The sequence below is a fragment of the Bacillus nitroreducens genome, assembly GCF_964021195.1.
In genome coordinates this window covers 3532763-3552178 of record NZ_CAXHYI020000003.1, presented here as the reverse complement: position 1 = coordinate 3552178, position 19416 = coordinate 3532763, and the positions used below count along the sequence as shown (strand labels likewise).

17 protein-coding genes and 1 pseudogene are annotated in these 19416 nt (G+C 37.0%); 17 read left to right on the top strand and 1 reads right to left on the bottom strand.

The window, feature by feature from the left end:
- Positions 1-12 precede the first annotated feature (12 nt).
- The 9 genes from rbfA (at position 13) to ACWPVE_RS21160 (ending at position 9313) form a co-directional block, all read left to right on the top strand.
- Positions 13-378, top strand: a complete 366-nt coding sequence (rbfA, locus tag ACWPVE_RS21200) for a 30S ribosome-binding factor RbfA (protein ID WP_057996952.1) — start codon at positions 13-15, stop codon at positions 376-378.
- 94 nt (positions 379-472) lie between these two features.
- Positions 473-1399, top strand: coding sequence for a tRNA pseudouridine(55) synthase TruB (gene truB, locus ACWPVE_RS21195; protein ID WP_453996866.1), 927 nt, complete (start codon positions 473-475; stop codon positions 1397-1399).
- A gap of 40 nt (positions 1400-1439) precedes the next feature.
- Entirely contained in the window at positions 1440-2405 is a 966-nt protein-coding gene (ribF, locus tag ACWPVE_RS21190) for a bifunctional riboflavin kinase/FAD synthetase (RefSeq protein WP_453996865.1), read from the top strand.
- A 104-nt stretch (positions 2406-2509) separates the two neighbouring features.
- Positions 2510-2779 carry a 30S ribosomal protein S15 gene (gene rpsO / locus ACWPVE_RS21185; protein ID WP_136378383.1) on the top strand — a complete coding sequence of 90 codons (270 nt, stop codon included), beginning with the start codon at positions 2510-2512 and terminating at the stop codon, positions 2777-2779.
- A gap of 188 nt (positions 2780-2967) precedes the next feature.
- A complete protein-coding gene (gene pnp, locus ACWPVE_RS21180) occupies positions 2968-5085 on the top strand; it encodes a polyribonucleotide nucleotidyltransferase (RefSeq protein ID WP_453996863.1) in 2118 nt (705 codons plus the stop codon).
- A 182-nt stretch (positions 5086-5267) separates the two neighbouring features.
- Positions 5268-6488, top strand: a complete 1221-nt coding sequence (locus ACWPVE_RS21175; RefSeq protein WP_082090051.1) for an ISL3 family transposase — start codon at positions 5268-5270, stop codon at positions 6486-6488.
- Positions 6489-6683: 195 nt separating this feature from the next.
- Positions 6684-7658: a polysaccharide deacetylase family protein gene (locus ACWPVE_RS21170; RefSeq protein ID WP_453996861.1), complete on the top strand. Its 975-nt coding sequence runs from the start codon at positions 6684-6686 to the stop codon at positions 7656-7658.
- A gap of 32 nt (positions 7659-7690) precedes the next feature.
- A complete protein-coding gene (locus ACWPVE_RS21165; protein WP_453996859.1) occupies positions 7691-8923 on the top strand; it encodes a M16 family metallopeptidase in 1233 nt (410 codons plus the stop codon).
- Between the two features lie 126 nt (positions 8924-9049).
- Positions 9050-9313 carry a YlmC/YmxH family sporulation protein gene (locus tag ACWPVE_RS21160; RefSeq protein WP_453996857.1) on the top strand — a complete coding sequence of 88 codons (264 nt, stop codon included), beginning with the start codon at positions 9050-9052 and terminating at the stop codon, positions 9311-9313.
- Positions 9314-9467: 154 nt separating this feature from the next.
- Here ACWPVE_RS21160 and ACWPVE_RS21155 read toward each other — a convergent pair.
- A pseudogene (locus tag ACWPVE_RS21155) lies at positions 9468-10256 on the bottom strand (transposase); the annotation flags it as partial.
- Between the two features lie 450 nt (positions 10257-10706).
- Between ACWPVE_RS21155 and dpaA the strand changes: the two are divergent.
- From dpaA to ACWPVE_RS21115, 8 genes are all read left to right on the top strand, one after another.
- A complete protein-coding gene (gene dpaA / locus ACWPVE_RS21150; RefSeq protein WP_453997672.1) occupies positions 10707-11606 on the top strand; it encodes a dipicolinic acid synthetase subunit A in 900 nt (299 codons plus the stop codon).
- Position 11607: 1 nt separating this feature from the next.
- Positions 11608-12213 (top strand): dipicolinate synthase subunit B, encoded by a 606-nt coding sequence (locus tag ACWPVE_RS21145; RefSeq protein WP_453996855.1) that lies wholly within the window; start codon positions 11608-11610, stop codon positions 12211-12213.
- Between the two features lie 129 nt (positions 12214-12342).
- The gene (gene asd / locus ACWPVE_RS21140) at positions 12343-13395 is read left to right on the top strand and encodes an aspartate-semialdehyde dehydrogenase (RefSeq protein ID WP_453996852.1); all 1053 of its coding nucleotides are present in this window, start codon (positions 12343-12345) and stop codon (positions 13393-13395) included.
- Positions 13396-13423: 28 nt separating this feature from the next.
- A complete protein-coding gene (gene dapG, locus ACWPVE_RS21135; protein ID WP_453996850.1) occupies positions 13424-14665 on the top strand; it encodes an aspartate kinase in 1242 nt (413 codons plus the stop codon).
- A gap of 132 nt (positions 14666-14797) precedes the next feature.
- Positions 14798-15667, top strand: coding sequence for a 4-hydroxy-tetrahydrodipicolinate synthase (gene dapA, locus ACWPVE_RS21130; RefSeq protein WP_453996848.1), 870 nt, complete (start codon positions 14798-14800; stop codon positions 15665-15667).
- A gap of 115 nt (positions 15668-15782) precedes the next feature.
- Positions 15783-16538, top strand: coding sequence for a ClpP family protease (locus ACWPVE_RS21125; RefSeq protein WP_453996846.1), 756 nt, complete (start codon positions 15783-15785; stop codon positions 16536-16538).
- Positions 16535-16744 carry a YlzJ-like family protein gene (locus tag ACWPVE_RS21120; protein WP_453996844.1) on the top strand — a complete coding sequence of 70 codons (210 nt, stop codon included), beginning with the start codon at positions 16535-16537 and terminating at the stop codon, positions 16742-16744. Before ACWPVE_RS21125 ends, ACWPVE_RS21120 begins: the two co-directional genes overlap by 4 nt.
- A gap of 94 nt (positions 16745-16838) precedes the next feature.
- The gene (locus ACWPVE_RS21115; RefSeq protein ID WP_453996842.1) at positions 16839-19169 is read left to right on the top strand and encodes a DNA translocase FtsK; all 2331 of its coding nucleotides are present in this window, start codon (positions 16839-16841) and stop codon (positions 19167-19169) included.
- Positions 19170-19416 lie beyond the last annotated feature (247 nt).

The window sequence follows — 19416 nt, the reverse complement described above, 5'->3', positions numbered from 1 at the left end:
GGTGATACAAAGATGAGTTTACGACCAAATCGTGTTGGAGAACAAATGAAAAAGGAATTAAGTGACATCATTGGACGGAAGATTAAAGATCCGCGCATTGGATTTGTAACTGTAACCGACGTTCAAGTTACTGGAGACCTTCAACAAGCAAAAGTTTTTATTTCGGTTTTAGGTGATGAAGAGCAAAGACAGAACACTTTAAAAGGTCTTGCAAAAGCGAAAGGCTTTATCCGCTCAGAAATAGGTCAACGTATTCGTTTACGAAAAACACCTGAAATTCTATTTGAATTTGATGAGTCAATAGACTATGGAAATCGAATTGAAACAATCCTTCATGAAATTAATAAACAGTCAAATCAAGAATCAAACCAAGAATAGAAGAAAGGATAGGCTTTATAATAAAAGTCTATCCCTTTTTCAATTTTATTTATGAACATTTCTTAAAAAGTGATCGGTAGGGGAGTGACAATAGGTGGATGGAATTTTACTACTTAATAAACCAAAAGGAATGACTTCTCACGATTGTGTTTTCAAGGTCCGAAAGCTAGTGAAAATGAAAAAGGTAGGCCATACTGGAACATTAGACCCTGATGTATCAGGAGTTCTACCTATTTGTTTAGGAAGAGCTACAAAAATCGTTGAATACATAACAGCCGCAAATAAAACCTATGAAGGCGAAGTAACGATAGGTTTCTCAACGACTACTGAGGATTCTTCTGGTGAAAAAGTAGAAGAAAAAAGTGTAAATAAAGATATAACAAAAGATGAAGTGTTGAAAGTGTTTCGTTCCTTAACTGGAGAAATTATTCAAACACCTCCAATGTACTCTGCCGTTAAAGTAAATGGCAAGCGACTATATGAATATGCAAGACAAGGAATGGTAATTGAAAGACCTTCACGAAAAATTACGATACACAAATTAGAATTGCTTAGTGATATCAAAAAAGATAATGGGACGATTTCATTTCGTTTTCGTGTTACCTGTAGTAAAGGTACATATGTAAGAACTTTAGCTGTTCAGATTGGTGAGCAACTGGGGTATCCATCCCATATGTCTGATCTAAAACGGACATCATCTGGCGAATATACACTTGACCAATGTATAACTCTAGATGAACTAGAGTCCCTTGTTCAAAAAGGAAACATTGAAGAGCATTTACTTTCAATTGAAACGGCTCTATCTCATTTGCGCAAAATATTAATTAATGATAAAGTAGCAGAGAAAGTAAAAAATGGGGCAGTACTTCCATTACCACAAGAATTAAGTGATATTCAGGTTGAGGAACCTATTGTTACCCAATGTAATGGAGAAATCCTAGCAATATATCAAAGACATCCAGATAAACCACAATTGATAAAACCTATCAAAGTATTAGTAAATAACCAAGAATTAAAATAGGTTTGGATAGGTTATTCAGTGTAGAAAAGGTGAAATAGAAGTGAAAACGATTCATATCACACATCCACATTCATTTACTAAGACAGATTTTCCACCAACTGTGTTGGCGTTGGGATACTTTGATGGTATACATTTAGGTCACCAAAAAGTTGTTGAAACTGCAAAAAAGGAAGCAGATAAACAAGGAATCGCTTGCTCTGTTATGACATTTGACCCACATCCATCAGTTGTATTGAGAAAAGGTGGAGCACATATCGAATATATAACCCCTTTACATCATAAAGAAGAGCTTTTTGCTGACTTGGGAATTGACTATCTCTATATAGTGAATTTCACATCTGAGTTTGCAAGTCTTTCACCACAACAATTTGTGGATGAATATATTGTAGGTCTTCATGTTAAGCATGTTGTTGCTGGATTTGATTTTACCTATGGGCGATTTGGAGAAGGAACAATGGAAAATCTTACCGAACTCGCAAAAGGAAGATTCACTCAAACAACTGTAGAAAAATTAACCTTTAATAATGAAAAAGTGAGTTCTACGCTTATTCGAAACCATATTGCATCAGGAGAAGTTGATCAATTACCATGCCTGTTAGGTCGATACTACTCAATTAAAGGGATAGTCGTTGATGGCGAAAAACGAGGCAGAAAGATCGGGTTTCCTACAGCCAATATAAAATCGAATGGAGATTACATTATTCCGAAAATGGGAGTCTATGCAGTTCGATTAAAAATCGATGCAAAATGGTATAATGGAGTATGTAATTTAGGTGTAAAACCTACTTTTCATGAAAACAAAACAGTACCATCTATTGAAGTTCATTTATTCGACTTTAACGAAGATATTTATAGCAAAGAAGTTACTGTTGAATGGCATAAGCGAATTCGTTCTGAACAAAAGTTTTCATCTGTTGAAGAATTAGTTAAACAAATTGGGCAAGACAAGGAACATGCGAAGGAATACTTTGAGAAAATAGCCGAACATACTTGCTTTTTATCGTGAAAAGTTGTATTCTAGTTAAGTATTATAAAGAACCATTGCGTGGCAGTTCGAATCACCAACGTCTGCTAGGTAATTGGGGATACTATTATTAGGAGGTGAATAGGATGGCAATCACACAAGAGCGTAAGAATGAAATTATCAGCGAGTTCAAGACTCACGAAAATGACACTGGTTCTCCAGAGGTTCAAATCGCTGTCCTAACTGAGCAAATCAATAAGTTAAATGATCATTTACGTACACACAAGAAAGATCATCATTCACGTCGTGGTCTATTAAAGATGGTTGGTAAACGTCGTAATTTATTAACATATCTACGTAATAAAGACGTAACTCGTTACCGTGAATTAATCAACAAGCTTGGACTACGTCGATAATCTACGAAAAAGCGGGAGCATTCCCGCTTTTTTATTAGGTTAAAAATGGAGGGATTTTTTTCCTTCCTTTCTACCAAATTGAAATAAAATTCACTTTACATATGGAACAAGTATTGATATGTTCGAATAAATTAGTTCATACTATTAATACATAAACTGAATGTGATATGAAAGAGGGGTACTAATATATGGAACAAGGAAAGCAAGTCTTTTCCATGGACTGGGCTGGCCGACAACTGACCGTAGAAATTGGTCAGTTAGCGAAGCAAGCGAATGGAGCTGTATTAGTTCGCTATGGAGAAACAGCTGTTTTAAGTACAGCAACAGCATCAAAAGAGCCAAAACCGTTGGATTTCTTTCCGCTGACAGTAAACTATGAAGAAAGATTATATGCGGTTGGAAAAATTCCTGGAGGATTCATCAAACGGGAAGGAAGACCAAGTGAAAAAGCTATTCTAGCAAGTCGATTAATAGATAGACCAATCCGACCTTTATTTGCGGATGGTTTCAGAAATGAAGTACAAGTTGTCAGCATTGTCATGAGTGTGGACCAAGATTGTTCTTCAGAAATGGCAGCTATGTTTGGTTCGTCATTAGCTTTATCTGTGTCAGATATTCCATTTGAAGGTCCAATTGCGGGCGTTACTGTTGGTAGAGTTGATAATGAATTCATCATCAACCCGTCAGTGAAGGATCAGGAAAGAAGTGATATCCATCTAGTTGTTGCAGGTACTAAAGATGCCATTAACATGGTTGAAGCAGGTGCAGAGGAAGTTCCTGAAGAAGTAATGCTTGAAGCAATTATGTTTGGACATGAAGAAATCAAACGTTTAATTGAATTCCAAGAAAAGATTGTTTCAGAAGTTGGTAAGGAGAAAATGGAGATTGTTCTCTATGAGCTTGATCCAGAATTAGAAGCACAAATCCGTGCAAAAGCTGAAGAGGACATTAATAAAGCTGTACAAGTTGCTGAAAAGCATGCAAGAGAGGCTGCAATAAATGAAGTTAAGGAAACGATTGTTGCAGAATACGAGGAGCAAGAAGCTGAAGAAGCAACCATTAAACAAGTAAAAGAAATCTTAAATAAACTTGTAAAAGAGGAAGTACGTCGCTTAATTACTGTTGAAAAGGTACGTCCAGATGGAAGGAAAATTGATGAAATTCGCCCTCTTTCATCCGAGGTAGGCATACTGCCACGTACTCACGGCTCAGGTCTATTCACACGTGGACAAACTCAAGCATTAAGTATTTGTACCCTTGGAGCACTTGGTGACGTGCAAATCCTCGATGGATTGGGAATTGAAGAAACGAAGCGATTTATGCACCATTACAATTTCCCTCAATTCAGCGTTGGTGAAACAGGACCAATGAGAGGTCCAGGCCGTCGTGAAATTGGCCATGGAGCATTAGGTGAACGTGCACTTGAACCTGTTGTACCTTCTGAAAAGGATTTCCCATATACCATTCGTCTTGTATCGGAAGTGTTAGAATCAAATGGTTCTACTTCTCAAGCAAGTATCTGTGCAAGTACATTAGCGATGATGGATGCAGGTGTACCTATTAAAGCACCTGTAGCAGGAATTGCAATGGGTCTAGTTAAATCTGGAGAGCACTATACTGTGTTATCCGATATCCAAGGAATGGAAGACCACTTAGGAGACATGGACTTTAAGGTTGCTGGAACATCAAAAGGTGTAACCGCTCTTCAAATGGACATTAAAATCGAGGGTCTTTCTCGTGAAATTCTTGAAGAAGCATTACAACAAGCGAAAAAAGGTCGCTTGCACATTCTAGATTCTATGTTAGCAACTTTAACTACACCACGAACTGAATTGTCTAGATATGCACCTAAGATCTTAACAATGGCTATTAATCCAGATAAGATCCGAGATGTAATTGGACCAAGTGGAAAACAAATCAACAAAATCATTGATGAAACGGGTGTAAAAATCGATATTGAGCAAGACGGTACGATCTTTATCTCATCAGTTGATTCAGAAATGAATGAAAAAGCGAAGAAAATTATTGAAGATATCGTTCGTGAAGTAGAAGTAGGTCAAATGTACCTTGGTAAAGTAAAACGTATTGAAAAGTTCGGTGCGTTTGTAGAAATTTTCAGTGGTAAAGACGGACTTGTTCATATTTCAGAGCTTGCTGAAGAACGAGTTGGAAAAGTCGAGGATGTTGTTTCAATTGGTGACGAACTACTTGTAAAGGTAACAGAAATCGATAAACAAGGACGAGTAAACCTTTCAAGAAAAGCCGTTTTACGTGAACAAAAGGAAAAAGAACAACAAAAACAATAAATAAATCCTTTCGCAAAGCCTGGTAAACCGGGCTTTTTAAGTTTTAGTAAAACATCTTTATAAAAAGGCTCTATAATATTTGTTGGGGTTTAAACAAAATTTTGTGTGCATAAAAAAACACGCAAACTCCACATTCTTTTATACTTGAATTGTCTAGAAACAAGTCTAAAGAATGGAGTTGCGTGTATATGGATTTTACCATGATTATTCCTGGATTAAAAGGGTCTATCCTAACCAATGTTGAAGAAGTAGGCGAAGTTATCCGCCTGTACGTTGAAATGGAGCGAAAAGTACATCGGTGCCCTAAATGTAATCAAAGGACGAGTAAAATTCATGACTATCGTATACAAAAAATTCAACACTTAAAGTGGTTTGAAAGAAAAACCCAAATCTTTTATAAGCGAAGACGATATGTCTGTGAATGTGGGAAACGTTTTTCAGAGAAAAATCCTTTTGTCATGCGTTATCAACGTACCTCAATAGAATGGAATCAAGCTATATCAATTAAAGCGATTAAAGGAAAAACATTTAAGGAAACAGCTGAAATCTACGGGTGTTCATCTTCAACCATTATACGTCGATTCGATCAAATTTCACGAAGTGAAATTCGTCCGGTGGAAGAATTACCTACAGTTATAGCTATTGATGAATACAAGGGTGATACCCGCGAAGGGAAATACCAGTTAATCATTGCGAATGGGATAACAAAAGAACCGATTGATATTCTACCAAATCGTTATAAACGTACGATAAAAGACTACTTAAGAAAGCACGGATCTAGAGTGCAAATAGTCATAATGGATATGAATCATTCCTTTAAAGCAGCCGTTCAAGAGGCATTGGGTAAACCTGTTATTGTAGCTGATAGATTTCATTTTTGTCGTTACATCTATTGGGGGCTTGATGGAGTAAGACGTCGAGTACAAAACCAATTTCATGGCTACGACCGTAAAAAGTGTAAACGTATGAAACATGTCTTTCATAAAGACTGCCAACGCTTAACTAAGGATGAGAAATGGCATTTAAATCGTTACTTGGAGATGTCGAATGAACTCAAACAAGCATATGAAATTAAAGAGGCATATCGTTCTTGGTTTTTACGTGCCAAAGAAAACGGAAAAAACAGTATCAGTTTGGTTAAAAAGGAATTGGAAGAACTATATAAGTTAATTGAGGATTCAAAGATACCTGAAATGATTAAAGCAATAAAGACCATACAAAATTGGCAAGTTGAAGTATTAAATAGCTTTGCCTATGAATATTCAAATGGGTTTTTAGAGGGAATTAATAATTCAACCAAAGTTCTAAAGAGAAATGCTTATGGATTTAGAGTTTTTGAACGCTTTAGGGCGAAGATTTTATTAACACACAAGTATAAAAGAATTGGGGTACATATTGGTTAACCGAGTTGGTGTGATTCTCCTCTATAAAAAATGATGAATGGTACCATCCATCATTTTTTATAGAGGCCACCAAGCGTAGCGCGGTAGCCTAAAACCCCAACATTTGATTTAGAACCTATAAAAAAGCTTTATTATTTGATTTCTGTTCTACCTTGTCCCTCCTTTACATATTTTCTAGTAAAGAGGGGGATAGTTATGAAAAAACAATACATACAGTTTTTAGCTTTTATATGTATTTTATTGGTTTCAATTGGATCATTACATAATCCGTTTACAAATGATTACGTCAGGGGTCTAAAAGAAAACGCTGAAGCGATCCCTGTAAGTGGTAAAGGTGACCAGTTATTAAATGAAATCGAGAAAAGGGCAATCGAGTATAGTATTCCAGCAGAAGATGCAAAGATTGACCCTGTTTGGAAAGCAACTCCTGGCTTAAATGGACTGGAAGTGGATATAAAAGCATCATTTGAAAAAATGAAAAAAGATGGCGATTTTAATGAAAATAAGCTTGTATATAGGCAGATTTCACCAAAGGTTCATCTTGAAGATTTACCTTCAACTGCAATTTATCGTGGAAATCCGAACAAACCAATCGTTTCATTTTTGATAAACGTGGCATGGGGGAACGAATATATCCCTGATATGCTTAAAACTCTAAAGAAGCACAATGTGAGAGCAACATTTTTTCTTGAAGGAAGATGGGTAAAGGAAAATCCTGATTTAGCAAAAATGATTACAGATGCTGGCCACGAGGTTGGTAACCATTCCTATACACATCCAAATATGAAAACATTGGCCTCTAATCTAGTAAGAGAAGAGCTACTTAAGACAAACCAGGTTATTGAGGCTGCTACAGGTAAAAAGCCAACTTTGTTTGCGCCACCTAGTGGAAGTTATCGTGATGAGGTCGTAAAAATAGCAGATGAACTTGGCATGAAAACAATCATGTGGAGCGTGGATACAATAGATTGGCAGCGCCCTCAACCACATGTGCTGGTTCAAAGAGTTATGGGTAAAGTTCATCCTGGGGCCATGGTGTTAATGCATCCAACATCACCAACCGCTCAAAGTCTTGAGCGATTAATTATTTCTATCAAACAAAAAAATCTTGCAATCGACAACGTTTCTACATTATTAAATGAAGAACGTATTATACTAAAGAAAAAGTAACGTTGTGTTCTTAGAACAGGAGGAATCCAGACTTGATCAAAAAATATACTTGTCAAAATGGTGTAAGAATTGTATTAGAAAATATCCCAACTGTTCGATCAGTTGCAATTGGTGTTTGGATTGGTACAGGTTCACGAAATGAAACCCCAGAGAACAATGGTATATCACATTTTCTGGAGCATATGTTTTTTAAAGGTACGAAAACAAGAACTGCAAGGGAAATTGCCGAGTCTTTTGACAGTATAGGTGGACAGGTAAATGCATTTACCTCAAAAGAATATACTTGTTATTACGCAAAAGTCTTAGATGAGCATGCAAAATTTGCACTAGATGTTTTAGCTGATATGTTTTTTAATTCAACTTTTGATGAAGAAGAATTAAAAAAAGAAAAAAATGTCGTTTATGAAGAAATAAAGATGTATGAAGATACACCAGATGATATAGTTCATGATTTATTGAGTAAAGCGACTTATGAAAATCATCCACTAGGATTTCCGATATTAGGTACTGAAGAAACGTTGGCCACTTTTAATGGGAATACGCTTCGTCAATACATGAATGAAATGTATACACCTGAAAAAGTAGTTGTGTCAATTGCAGGTAATATCGATGAAAAATTTATATCTGAGGTAGAAGCATATTTTGGTAATTATTCTGGAAGTCAATCTAATCAAGAATTGCAGAAACCTGTATTCCATACAAATAAAATCACCCGAAAAAAAGATACTGAACAAGCACATCTCTGTTTAGGATTTAATGGCCTACAAATTGGGGATAAAGATGTTTATGACTTAATCGTGCTAAATAATATTCTTGGCGGTAGTATGAGTAGCAGATTGTTCCAAGAAGTACGTGAGCAAAGAGGGTTAGCTTATTCTGTATTCTCCTATCACTCCTCTTATAAAGATACAGGGATGGTGACCATTTATGGTGGTACAGGTAGTAATCAATTAAACCTCCTGTACGAAACCATTCAAAACACCTTAGCTAAGCTAAAAGCAGAGGGAATTACTGAAAAAGAATTAAAAAATAGCAAAGAACAAATGAAAGGTAGCTTGATGCTGAGCCTCGAAAGTACTAACAGCAGGATGAGTCGCAATGGAAAGAATGAATTATTATTAAAGGAACATAAAAGTCTTGATCAAATATTAGAGGAAATTAATGCAGTAAATGAAGAAAGTGTGAATGCGATGGGTAAACGCGTTTTCACTGATGATTTTTCATTAGCTTTAATCAGCCCTAATGAAGATCTACCACTAAAGTGAAATGATCAATAAGAAGATTTCCTCAATTTCGACCCGTTCCTATTCGTAAGGTACCAAATTGAAATTGCTTCTAAAAAAGTGGACTACTCCATAATATGTAGTAAGGACAATGAAGGGGTGGTCTTATTGAGGCTAAGTGAACTAAGTGGAAAAGAAATTGTCGATGTAAAACGTGCCGAGAGACTTGGGGTTTTAGGACAAACAGATTTAGAAATTGATGAAAGGACGGGTCAAATAAAGGCCCTCATCATTCCTTCTTTAAAATGGTTTGGATTAAAAAGACAGGGAAATGAAGTCCGAGTTTCTTGGCAACATATCCGTAAAATAGGTACTGATATGATCATCATTGATATTCCAGATGAATATGGAACTGAAGAAGAAATTGAATAACACTCACAAAAAAACCACGAGTTTTCGTGGCAGCTGAAAAACTTACGTTTTTTATAGGTGATTAAATTGATAAATCAAAAAAGACGACTAAAATTCATTTTTTGAATTAAAAGTCGTCTTTTTTATGCATATGATACCATTTCACCCGGGGTTATTACCCTAATAGTTTTAAAATCCGCTTTATATTTACCGTAAATATCGCCATGGCATCTTGTAATTCCATGCCAATTAGACCCGAGGATTTCGCTACATCATACCCGTGTCTGTGTTTTAATTCGCTATTTTTAGCTTCTATTTTATAACGCTCTTTGGGTTTTTCTTTAAAATAGTCGCTTTCCTGAAATTCCATCTGTTCAGTATGTACATTTGATTTAATACTAACAGAATAAGTTTTACTTTTAGCACCTTCCTTATAACAACCTTCTTTAAATGGACAGTGTTTACACTTTTCGATATCAAAATAATAGGTATCCACTTGATTGGCAGCTACGCCTTTTTTACCTTGTCGAGCTTTGCGAATGGCCATATGTCCTGCCTTACAGACATACATTCCAGCATCTTTATTACATTCAAATACATCCTCTTTCTTACGAGTACCTTGAGTAACAGATGGGTTTAATTTAGCAACTAGTTTTATTTCATTCTTTTCAGTGTACTCAATATTTCCTTTTTCAGAGTAGGCTGCATCACCAATAACTGTTTCAACATCTATTCCAGCTTTTTTACTTTTTTCTATGAGTGTCTCAAGTTGTTTTCCATCATCTTTCTCACCTGAAGTAACTGACGCGGCTGTGACAATGCGTTCCTCGCTCATCGCAAGATGTGTTTTGAATCCAAAGAAGGCAGTATCGGCACTTTTGTGCCCTATTTTTGCATCTTGGTCCTCGGAAATCTGTAAGTGTTCAATATCATCCTCGACAGTTTCTTTCAATAAATTTAGTTGATTGGAGCGGAAGGCACGAGACTCCTGCGGGAAAAGCGTGGCCAGGGGAGACCCCGCAGGAGCACAGCGACGAGGAGGCTCCTGGACCGCCCGCGGAAAGCGAGTGGCTGCAGCGGAAATCAACACCAATTTTAGAAAGGGACTTTTTCAGTGCCCTCGAGTTTTCGTGGTTTTTTTTAATCCCTTCCTCCACAGCCTAAAAATTCCCTCTAACTTTTATTTCCTTATGGGTAATTAATGCTATTCCAAGAGAATTTCACCTTGTTGATTCACCTATTTAAGCAATACCTCATAGTATGGTGAAGTAAATAAAATTATGGTGATTTTATTAGAAGTAAGTGTTTTAAAGAAGTTTGAGATTGAAATGAATTGGGAAGTGCCATTTTGTCATGTACTCACATAGCTTTGTGTTTTCACTTTAGGTAGAAGAAGGTGATAAAACGTATGTTAATGTTAACTGATATGCATGTTGCAATCATTGGTGGCGATGCACGACAGTTAGAAATTATTCGTAAATTAATTGAACTAGATGCAAGACTTTCTTTAATTGGTTTTGATCAATTGGACCATGGATTTACTGGAGCTTCAAAAGTACGAATAGATGAAATCGATTTTTCAGATATAGACGCCATAATATTACCAGTATCTGGAACGAATAATGAAGGAGAAGTTGAAACGATTTTCTCCAATGAGACAGTCGTCTTGTCTGAAGAAATACTGTCGAAAACACCAGAACACTGTGTAGTTTATTCAGGAATTAGTAATTCATATCTAGATGGAATAATTAAGGCAACCAATCGAAAGTTAGTCCGTTTATTTGAAAGAGATGATGTAGCCATTTATAATTCAATCCCTACTGTGGAAGGAACAATTATGATGGTCATTCAACATACCGATATAACCATCCATAATTCAAATGTGGCGGTTCTGGGGCTTGGAAGAGTCGGAATGAGTGTTGCGAGAAGCTTTGCTGCGTTAGGGGCAAATGTAAAGGTAGGTGCCAGAAAATCAGAGCACATTGCAAGGATTTCCGAAATGGGGTTAACACCATTTCATTTATCTAACATCGCCGAAGAAGTGAAGGATATTGATGTATGTATCAATACGATCCCACATTTAATTGTTACGGCTAGTGTCATTTCAAAGATGCCTGCTCACACATTAATTGTCGATTTAGCCTCTAAACCAGGAGGAACCGATTTTAGATATGCTGAAAAAAGAGGAATTAAAGCTTTATTAGCACCTGGATTGCCTGGAATTGTTGCTCCAAAAACAGCCGGGCAAATTGTTGCGAACGTACTATCTCAATTACTTCTTGAGTTATTACAGCAGAGAGAGGGGAACGAATAAAATGACTTCATTAAAAGGGAAAAGAATTGGATTTGGTGTGACTGGATCCCATTGTACGTATGATGCAGTATTCCCAGAGATTGTTAGACTTGTAAATGAAGGTGCAGAAGTAATACCTGTTGTCTCTTGGACCGTCCAGTCAACAAATACACATTTTGGGGAAGGTGCCGAGTGGGTAGAAAAAATTGAAAAAGCTACTGGAAACAAAGTGATTGATTCAATTGTAAAAGCTGAACCTTTAGGTCCTAGAATGCCGCTTGATTGTATGGTCATTGCACCACTTACAGGCAATTCAATGAGTAAATTTGCTAACGCCTTAACAGATTCCCCAGTATTGATGGCTGCTAAAGCTACATTGCGAAACCAACGTCCTGTTGTTTTAGGGATTTCAACAAATGATGCTTTAGGTTTAAATGGTGTAAATCTAATGAGATTAATGGCAACTAAGAATATATATTTTATCCCATATGGCCAGGATGCACCTACGAAAAAACCAAATTCAATGGTAGCTCGAATGTCATTGCTTAGAGATACTGTAGTAGCTGCAATTGAAGGTAAACAATTACAACCCGTAATTGTTGAAAAATTCCGTGACGACGAAAAATAGACATTATTTTCACAATATAGGAGAAAGAATGAAAAATTCTCTCTCCTTTAGTCCTTGTATGTGGTAAAATATATATCATTAAACGTAAATTAGACGTTCTAGTAAGACTAGGAAGGGGAATTATTCAAAATGACAGAAGTAAGAGAATTACATGTTGCGGTAGTAGGAGCAACAGGTGCAGTAGGAATGCAGATTATTAAAACATTAGAAGAAACTGATTTTCCATTGACAAAACTAACTTTATTATCATCAGAACGTTCTGCTGGTAAAAAGATTATGTATAAAGGTGAAGAAGTAACAGTTGAGGTGGCAGCACCAGAGAAGTTTGAAGGTGTCGATATTGCTTTATTTAGTGCTGGTGGCGGGGTTTCAAAAGAGCTAGCTCCAGAAGCAGTAAAACGTGGTGCAGTTGTAGTAGATAACACGAGTGCATTTAGAATGGATGAAAATGTACCTCTTGTTGTACCAGAAGTAAACGAAAATGACCTTCTAAATCATAATGGAATTATTGCAAATCCGAATTGTTCAACTATTCAAATGGTTGTTGCTTTAGAGCCGATTCGCAAGACATATGGTTTAAGTAAAGTAATCGTTTCAACTTATCAAGCAGTATCTGGTTCAGGTGTAGCGGCTATTCAAGAAATGAATCAGCAAACACAAGATATTATTGAAGGAAATGAAATTTCACCAAAGGTTTTACCTGTAAAAGGCGACAAAAAACATTATCAAATTGCATTCAACGCAATTCCACAAATTGACAAATTTGAGGATAACGGCTTCACTTTCGAAGAAATGAAAATGATAAATGAAACAAAGAAGATTATGCATCTTCCAGATCTTCATGTTGCAGCTACCTGTGTGCGTCTACCTGTTGAAACGGGGCATTCAGAATCTGTCTATTTTGAGACAACTCAAAGTGGGGTATCAGCACAGGATGTAAAAGACCTATTAGCAACTGCACCAGGAGTTGTATTAGAAGATAATCCAGCTGAACAAGTGTATCCAATGCCAATTAATGCGGTTGGTAAAAAGGATGTATTCGTAGGAAGAATTAGAAAAGACCTAGACCAAGACAATGGGTTCCACATGTGGGTTGTATCTGACAATCTATTAAAAGGTGCAGCTTGGAACACCGTACAAATAGCAGGAAGCTTAGTAAAACTAGGTTTAGTTGCAAAATAATCGTTTCAACCAAACAAGAGGTGGTTACATGAAGATTGTTGTACAGAAATTTGGAGGAACCTCAGTTCGGGATATAGAATCGAGAGAAAGGGCATTAAAACATATTGAAAGTGCCGTTTCCGATGGGTATAAAGTAGTTGTCGTTGTATCTGCGATGGGGCGCATGGGCGACCCATACGCAACAGATACATTGATAAGCTTAGTTGGTGAGCATGATTCAGGGATAAGCAACAGAGAAATGGATATGTTGATTTCATGTGGTGAAATTATATCCAGTGTTGTTTTTACTAATATGTTAAATAAGTCTGGAATCTCTAGCGTGGCCTTCACGGGTGGGCAGGCTGGCTTCCGAACAAATAATGATCATACCAATGCTCGAATTACGGAAATGAAATGTGACAGGCTCCTTCAAACCCTTGAAGAGCATGATGTTATTGTTGTAGCTGGTTTTCAGGGAATTTCAAAATTAGGTGACGTTACAACACTAGGACGTGGTGGAAGTGACACATCTGCTGCAGCTCTTGGTGTTGCCTTACAAGCTGAATGGATTGATATTTTTACAGACGTTGAAGGTGTTATGACGGCAGACCCACGTATTGTAGGGGATGCAAAACCGTTATCTGTTGTCACTTATAACGAGATTGTAAATATGGCATACCAAGGTGCAAAAGTGATACACCCACGAGCTGTTGAAATCGCGATGGAGGCTAAGGTTCCAATTCGAGTTCGTTCAACTTACTCAGACGCTCCAGGCACACTTGTGACAACGATCGATAAACGCAGAAATGTTGAAATCAAGGATCGATTAATTACGGGGATTGCACATGTAACGAATGTTACTCAACTTAAGGTTCAAGCTAAAAAAGGTCAATACAATCTTCAAACTGAAGTTTTTAAGGCCATGGCACATGAAAAAATTAGTGTGGACTTTTTTAATATTACTCCAAACGGAGTGGTCTATACGGTCTCTGGGGACATGACAACAAGGGCTGTTACAAAATTGAAGGAATTGGGCTATGATCCAATTGTAACCGAAAAATGTGCAAAAGTAGCAACAGTTGGCGCGGGAATGAATGGTGTACCTGGTGTTACCGCTAGAATTGTAACTGCACTTTCGGAAAAAGGAATCCAAATTCTTCAATCGGCAGATAGCCTTTCAACGATTTGGGTGCTAGTTAAAGAATCAGAAATGAAGGAAGCGATTAATGCTCTTCACAAGGCATTCCATCTATCTGATGGACCTGTTGGAGCAGAAGTGGTAGACTTCTAATTAAAAGGGCCCCCATTCGTATGGGGTGTCCCTTTTTAATCAATTCCATTTCAATTTAATATTTTTTAGAGCAAGCCTAGGTATTTAGTCTGATAAATACCTAGGGTAATTGATAGGAGTGGGTGTAGAAGCATGATTGATTTAGGAAGAATCTCTACGGCAATGGTGACACCATTTGATAGTAAAGGAAACATTGATTTCGGTAAGACAACTCAGTTGATCAACTATTTATTAAACAATGGTACTGAATCGCTGGTTGTAGCAGGTACAACAGGTGAATCTCCTACATTATCATCAGAGGAAAAGGTAGCTCTTTTCCGTCACGTAGTAAAAGTTGTGGATGGTAGAGTTCCAGTCATTGCAGGAACGGGAAACAATAATACGTACGCTTCAATTGAACTTACTAAAAAAGCTCAAGAAGCTGGTGTTGACGCAATTATGCTTGTTGCACCATATTATAATAAACCAAACCAAGAAGGACTTTATCACCATTTTAAAACAATTGCAGAAAGCACGAATCTACCTATAATGCTTTACAATATACCTGGTAGGTCAGTAATTAATATGTCTGTAGACACAGTCATTAAACTGTCTAAGATTCCTAATATTGTAGCCATCAAAGAAGCAAGTGGTAGCTTAGAAGCTATGACTGAAATTATTGCCAACACTGCTGAAGATTTTGTTTTATATAGTGGTGATGATGGAATCACATTACCAGCACTTTCCATTGGTGCAAAAGGTGTGGTATCGGTTTCTTCACATGTAATTGGAAACGAAATGCAACAAATGGTAAAGGCATTTTTTGAAGGTAATGTAACAGAAGCTACTAGACAGCACCAAAAGCTATTACCAATTATGAGAGGACTTTTTGCGGCCCCAAATCCTGTCCCTGTAAAAACAGCTTTACAAATAAAGGGTCTAGATGTTGGGTCTGTCCGTTTACCGCTTGTACCATTAAGCGAGCAAGAACGTGTTCAAATAACCAAATTATTATCAAATTAAATAGGAATAAGTTTAAAGTCAATCATAAGATTGGCTTTTTTCTTTGCCTAGATTTCAGAATGAAAAGGAAACATGTGTTTATACTAAATGGTAAATGGCTTGAAAGGAGAATATAATGAATAATAATCAATACATAAACGAACAACAACCTCAAGGGGATCAAGATAAAAAAGATGAAAAAAGCTCTACCTTGGTAGAAAAAATACAGGCATTAGGACAAACAAATGTCCCACAAATGTCAAATGACAGTAAAGTTCATTGCTTAACCATTGTGGGACAAATTGAAGGGCATATCCAATTGCCACCTCAAAATAAAACAACTAAATATGAACATGTTATTCCACAAATTGTAGCGATTGAACAAAATCCTAAAATAGAGGGTTTATTAGTCATACTAAATACTGTGGGAGGAGATGTTGAGGCAGGACTCGCGATTTCTGAGATGCTAGCATCACTGTCTAAGCCAACAGTCTCCATTGTTTTAGGAGGCGGTCATTCAATTGGAGTACCAATAGCCGTTGCATGCGATTATTCTTTTATTGCAGAGACCGCTACGATGACAATCCATCCAGTTAGGCTGACTGGCCTTGTTATCGGGGTTCCACAAACGTTTGAATACTTGGATAAAATGCAAGAGCGTGTTGTGAGTTTTGTGACAAGTCACTCCAATATTACGGAAGAAAAGTTCAAAGAATTAATGTTTACAAAAGGAAATCTAACGAGGGATATTGGAACAAATGTAATTGGTTCAGATGCGGTAGAATATGGACTTATAAATGAGATAGGCGGGATTGGTCAGGCAATCAAAAAATTAAACGAGTTAATTGAGGAACGAAATGTTACTGACGAAAGCGGGAAGATGATTCAATGATTTTGTATACAATGATGCCACAGGAGTTAATATATCCACAAACTGAGATGGAGGCAAGTAATTTTAAATATGTAGATGTTGATGGTGTTTCATTAGCTGTTAGTCAGGGATCAAATGGCGAATATACAATTGAGAGAGTCATGAGCACCAATCCACAACATTATTTAGACGGAAAGTATGCACCAGGGCAGAAAATAAGATTTTGAGACAAATTGGTATATTGTGTTATAATTTAAGAAGATTAACTATAGCAGCCATTATATGGCTGCTTTATCTATTGATTGGTAGAGTAGGTGTAGTATGGCAAAACGAAAACGAAGACAATCTAAACGAAAAGATGAATGGAAAAAAACACTTAAATTTGAATTACTTGGACTATTATTGTTAGCTCTAGCATGTATAGGACTTGCAAGACTAGGAACAGTAGGAGTCGGTCTGGTCTATTTATTTCGATTTTTCCTTGGAAACTGGGACATTCTTGGATTAATCGGACTTTTACTCGTTTCGCTTTATATCATTTGGAATCGAAAATGGCCGCAAATCATTACGAGACAATTACTAGGTGTCTACTTAATCATAAGTGCGATTTTGTTATTAAGTCATATTCCATTATTTAATTTGCAAACGAATGAAGGCAAATTCACAGACCCAAGTGTCATTAAAAACACATGGAGTATGTTTTGGGCAGTTGTGAATGGCAATACGAGTACAACTGATCTTGGTGGAGGAATGATTGGTTCACTTCTCTTTGCAATCTCTTATTTTTTATTTGATGAAGCTGGTTCGAAGATCATTTCTGTTTTTTTAATCGTAATAGGTGGTGTACTCGTAACTGGTAAATCACTTCATGACACGATTGCAAAAATCTTTGGTCCAGTTGTAAGATTTATTAGAAACCAATGGATCGCTTTTATTGAAGATATCAAAAATTACTTCCAGAAACGTAAAAACCAACCTAAAAAAGATAAACAAAAGAGGAAGAAAGATAAGGGTCTGGATGTCGAACCTGAAACAGATCATGTGATGGAAGAATCACCAGTTGAGATCCCAATCGAACCGATTATTTCAAACTTTGCCGATAAAGCTTATACAAAAGAAACTCAAGTACCTCTTGATAAAAAAGCGGATAAGCAACAAAAGGTCGATGAGGTTGACCATGATGAAAAAATCGCAATCACCTTTACAGAAGGTGAACACGAGAATGTAGATTATGAATTACCACCAATCGATCTGCTTCATCCACCAAAGCAAACGAGTCAAAGTGCAGAACATGAAAACATCTATGAAAATGCTAGAAAGCTAGAAAAAACATTTCATAGCTTTGGTGTAAAAGCAAAGGTTACAAAAGTTCACCTTGGACCAGCTGTAACTAAATATGAAGTGTATCCAGATGTTGGAGTAAAGGTAAGTAAAATCGTAAATTTAAGTGATGATTTAGCCCTTGCTTTGGCGGCTAAAGATATTCGGATAGAAGCACCAATCCCAGGGAAATCGGCTGTTGGTATTGAGGTTCCAAATTCTGAAATTGCGGTTGTATCATTGCGTGAAGTATTAGAGGATATTGATCCTACTCTTGATTCGAAATTATTAATTGGTCTTGGGCGTGATATTTCAGGTGAAGCAAAATTTGCAGAGCTAAATAAAATGCCTCACTTATTAGTCGCAGGGGCGACAGGAAGCGGAAAAAGTGTTTGTATAAATGGGATTATTACAAGCGTATTAATGAGGGCAAAACCTCATGAGGTAAAAATGATGATGATTGACCCGAAGATGGTTGAATTGAATGTTTACAATGGGATCCCACATTTATTAGCACCTGTTGTGACGGATCCAAAAAAGGCATCACAAGCCCTTAAAAAAGTCGTAAATGAGATGGAACGACGATACGAATTATTTTCACACTCACATACACGAAATATTGAGGGATATAACGAGTATATACGCCGTCACAACAACGAGGAAGAGGCGAAACAACCGACTCTCCCTTATATTATTGTGATTGTCGACGAGCTTGCAGATTTAATGATGGTTGCTTCATCAGACGTCGAAGATTCTATCACACGTCTAGCACAAATGGCACGGGCAGCAGGAATTCACTTAATTATTGCAACACAAAGACCTTCTGTTGATGTAATAACAGGTGTCATAAAAGCAAATATTCCATCCAGAATTGCATTTAGTGTTTCGTCCCAAACAGACTCTAGGACTATTTTAGATATGGGAGGAGCAGAAAAACTACTAGGCCGAGGTGACATGCTATTTCTGCCTGTAGGAGCTTCAAAGCCTGTACGTGTTCAGGGAGCTTTCTTATCAGATGATGAGGTTGAAGAGATTGTAAACTTTGTTATTTCTCAGCAGAAAGCTCAATATCAAGAGGAAATGATTCCTACTGACACTGTTGAAACAACCGAAGAAGTCGATGATGAATTATATGATGAAGCAGTACAGCTTATCATTGAAATGCAAACGGCATCTGTTTCAATGTTGCAACGTAGATTCCGAATTGGTTATACAAGGGCTGCTAGACTTATTGATGCAATGGAGGCAAGAGGTGTGGTAGGTCCTTATGAAGGAAGTAAGCCTAGAGCTGTACTCATAACGGCAAAAAAAGATGAAGACGTCGGAAGTTAAAAGAAAAGGACATTGCACATTGGGATAGATATTTATTTCAGTTTTTACTAATAAAGAAAGGCAATTGGTCTTCTTTCAGAGTGTAGACAAAGTCAAACTTGACTTTGTCTACACTCATTTTTATAGGAAACACTAGCAAGAATCACTTTCCCAGACATTATTAAAAACGCTTGTCAGACGAGGCGAGCAGCCGATCGAAGACGCGAATATAAGTTGCCTTCATGTGCGGACGAGTGAGGCTAGGAAC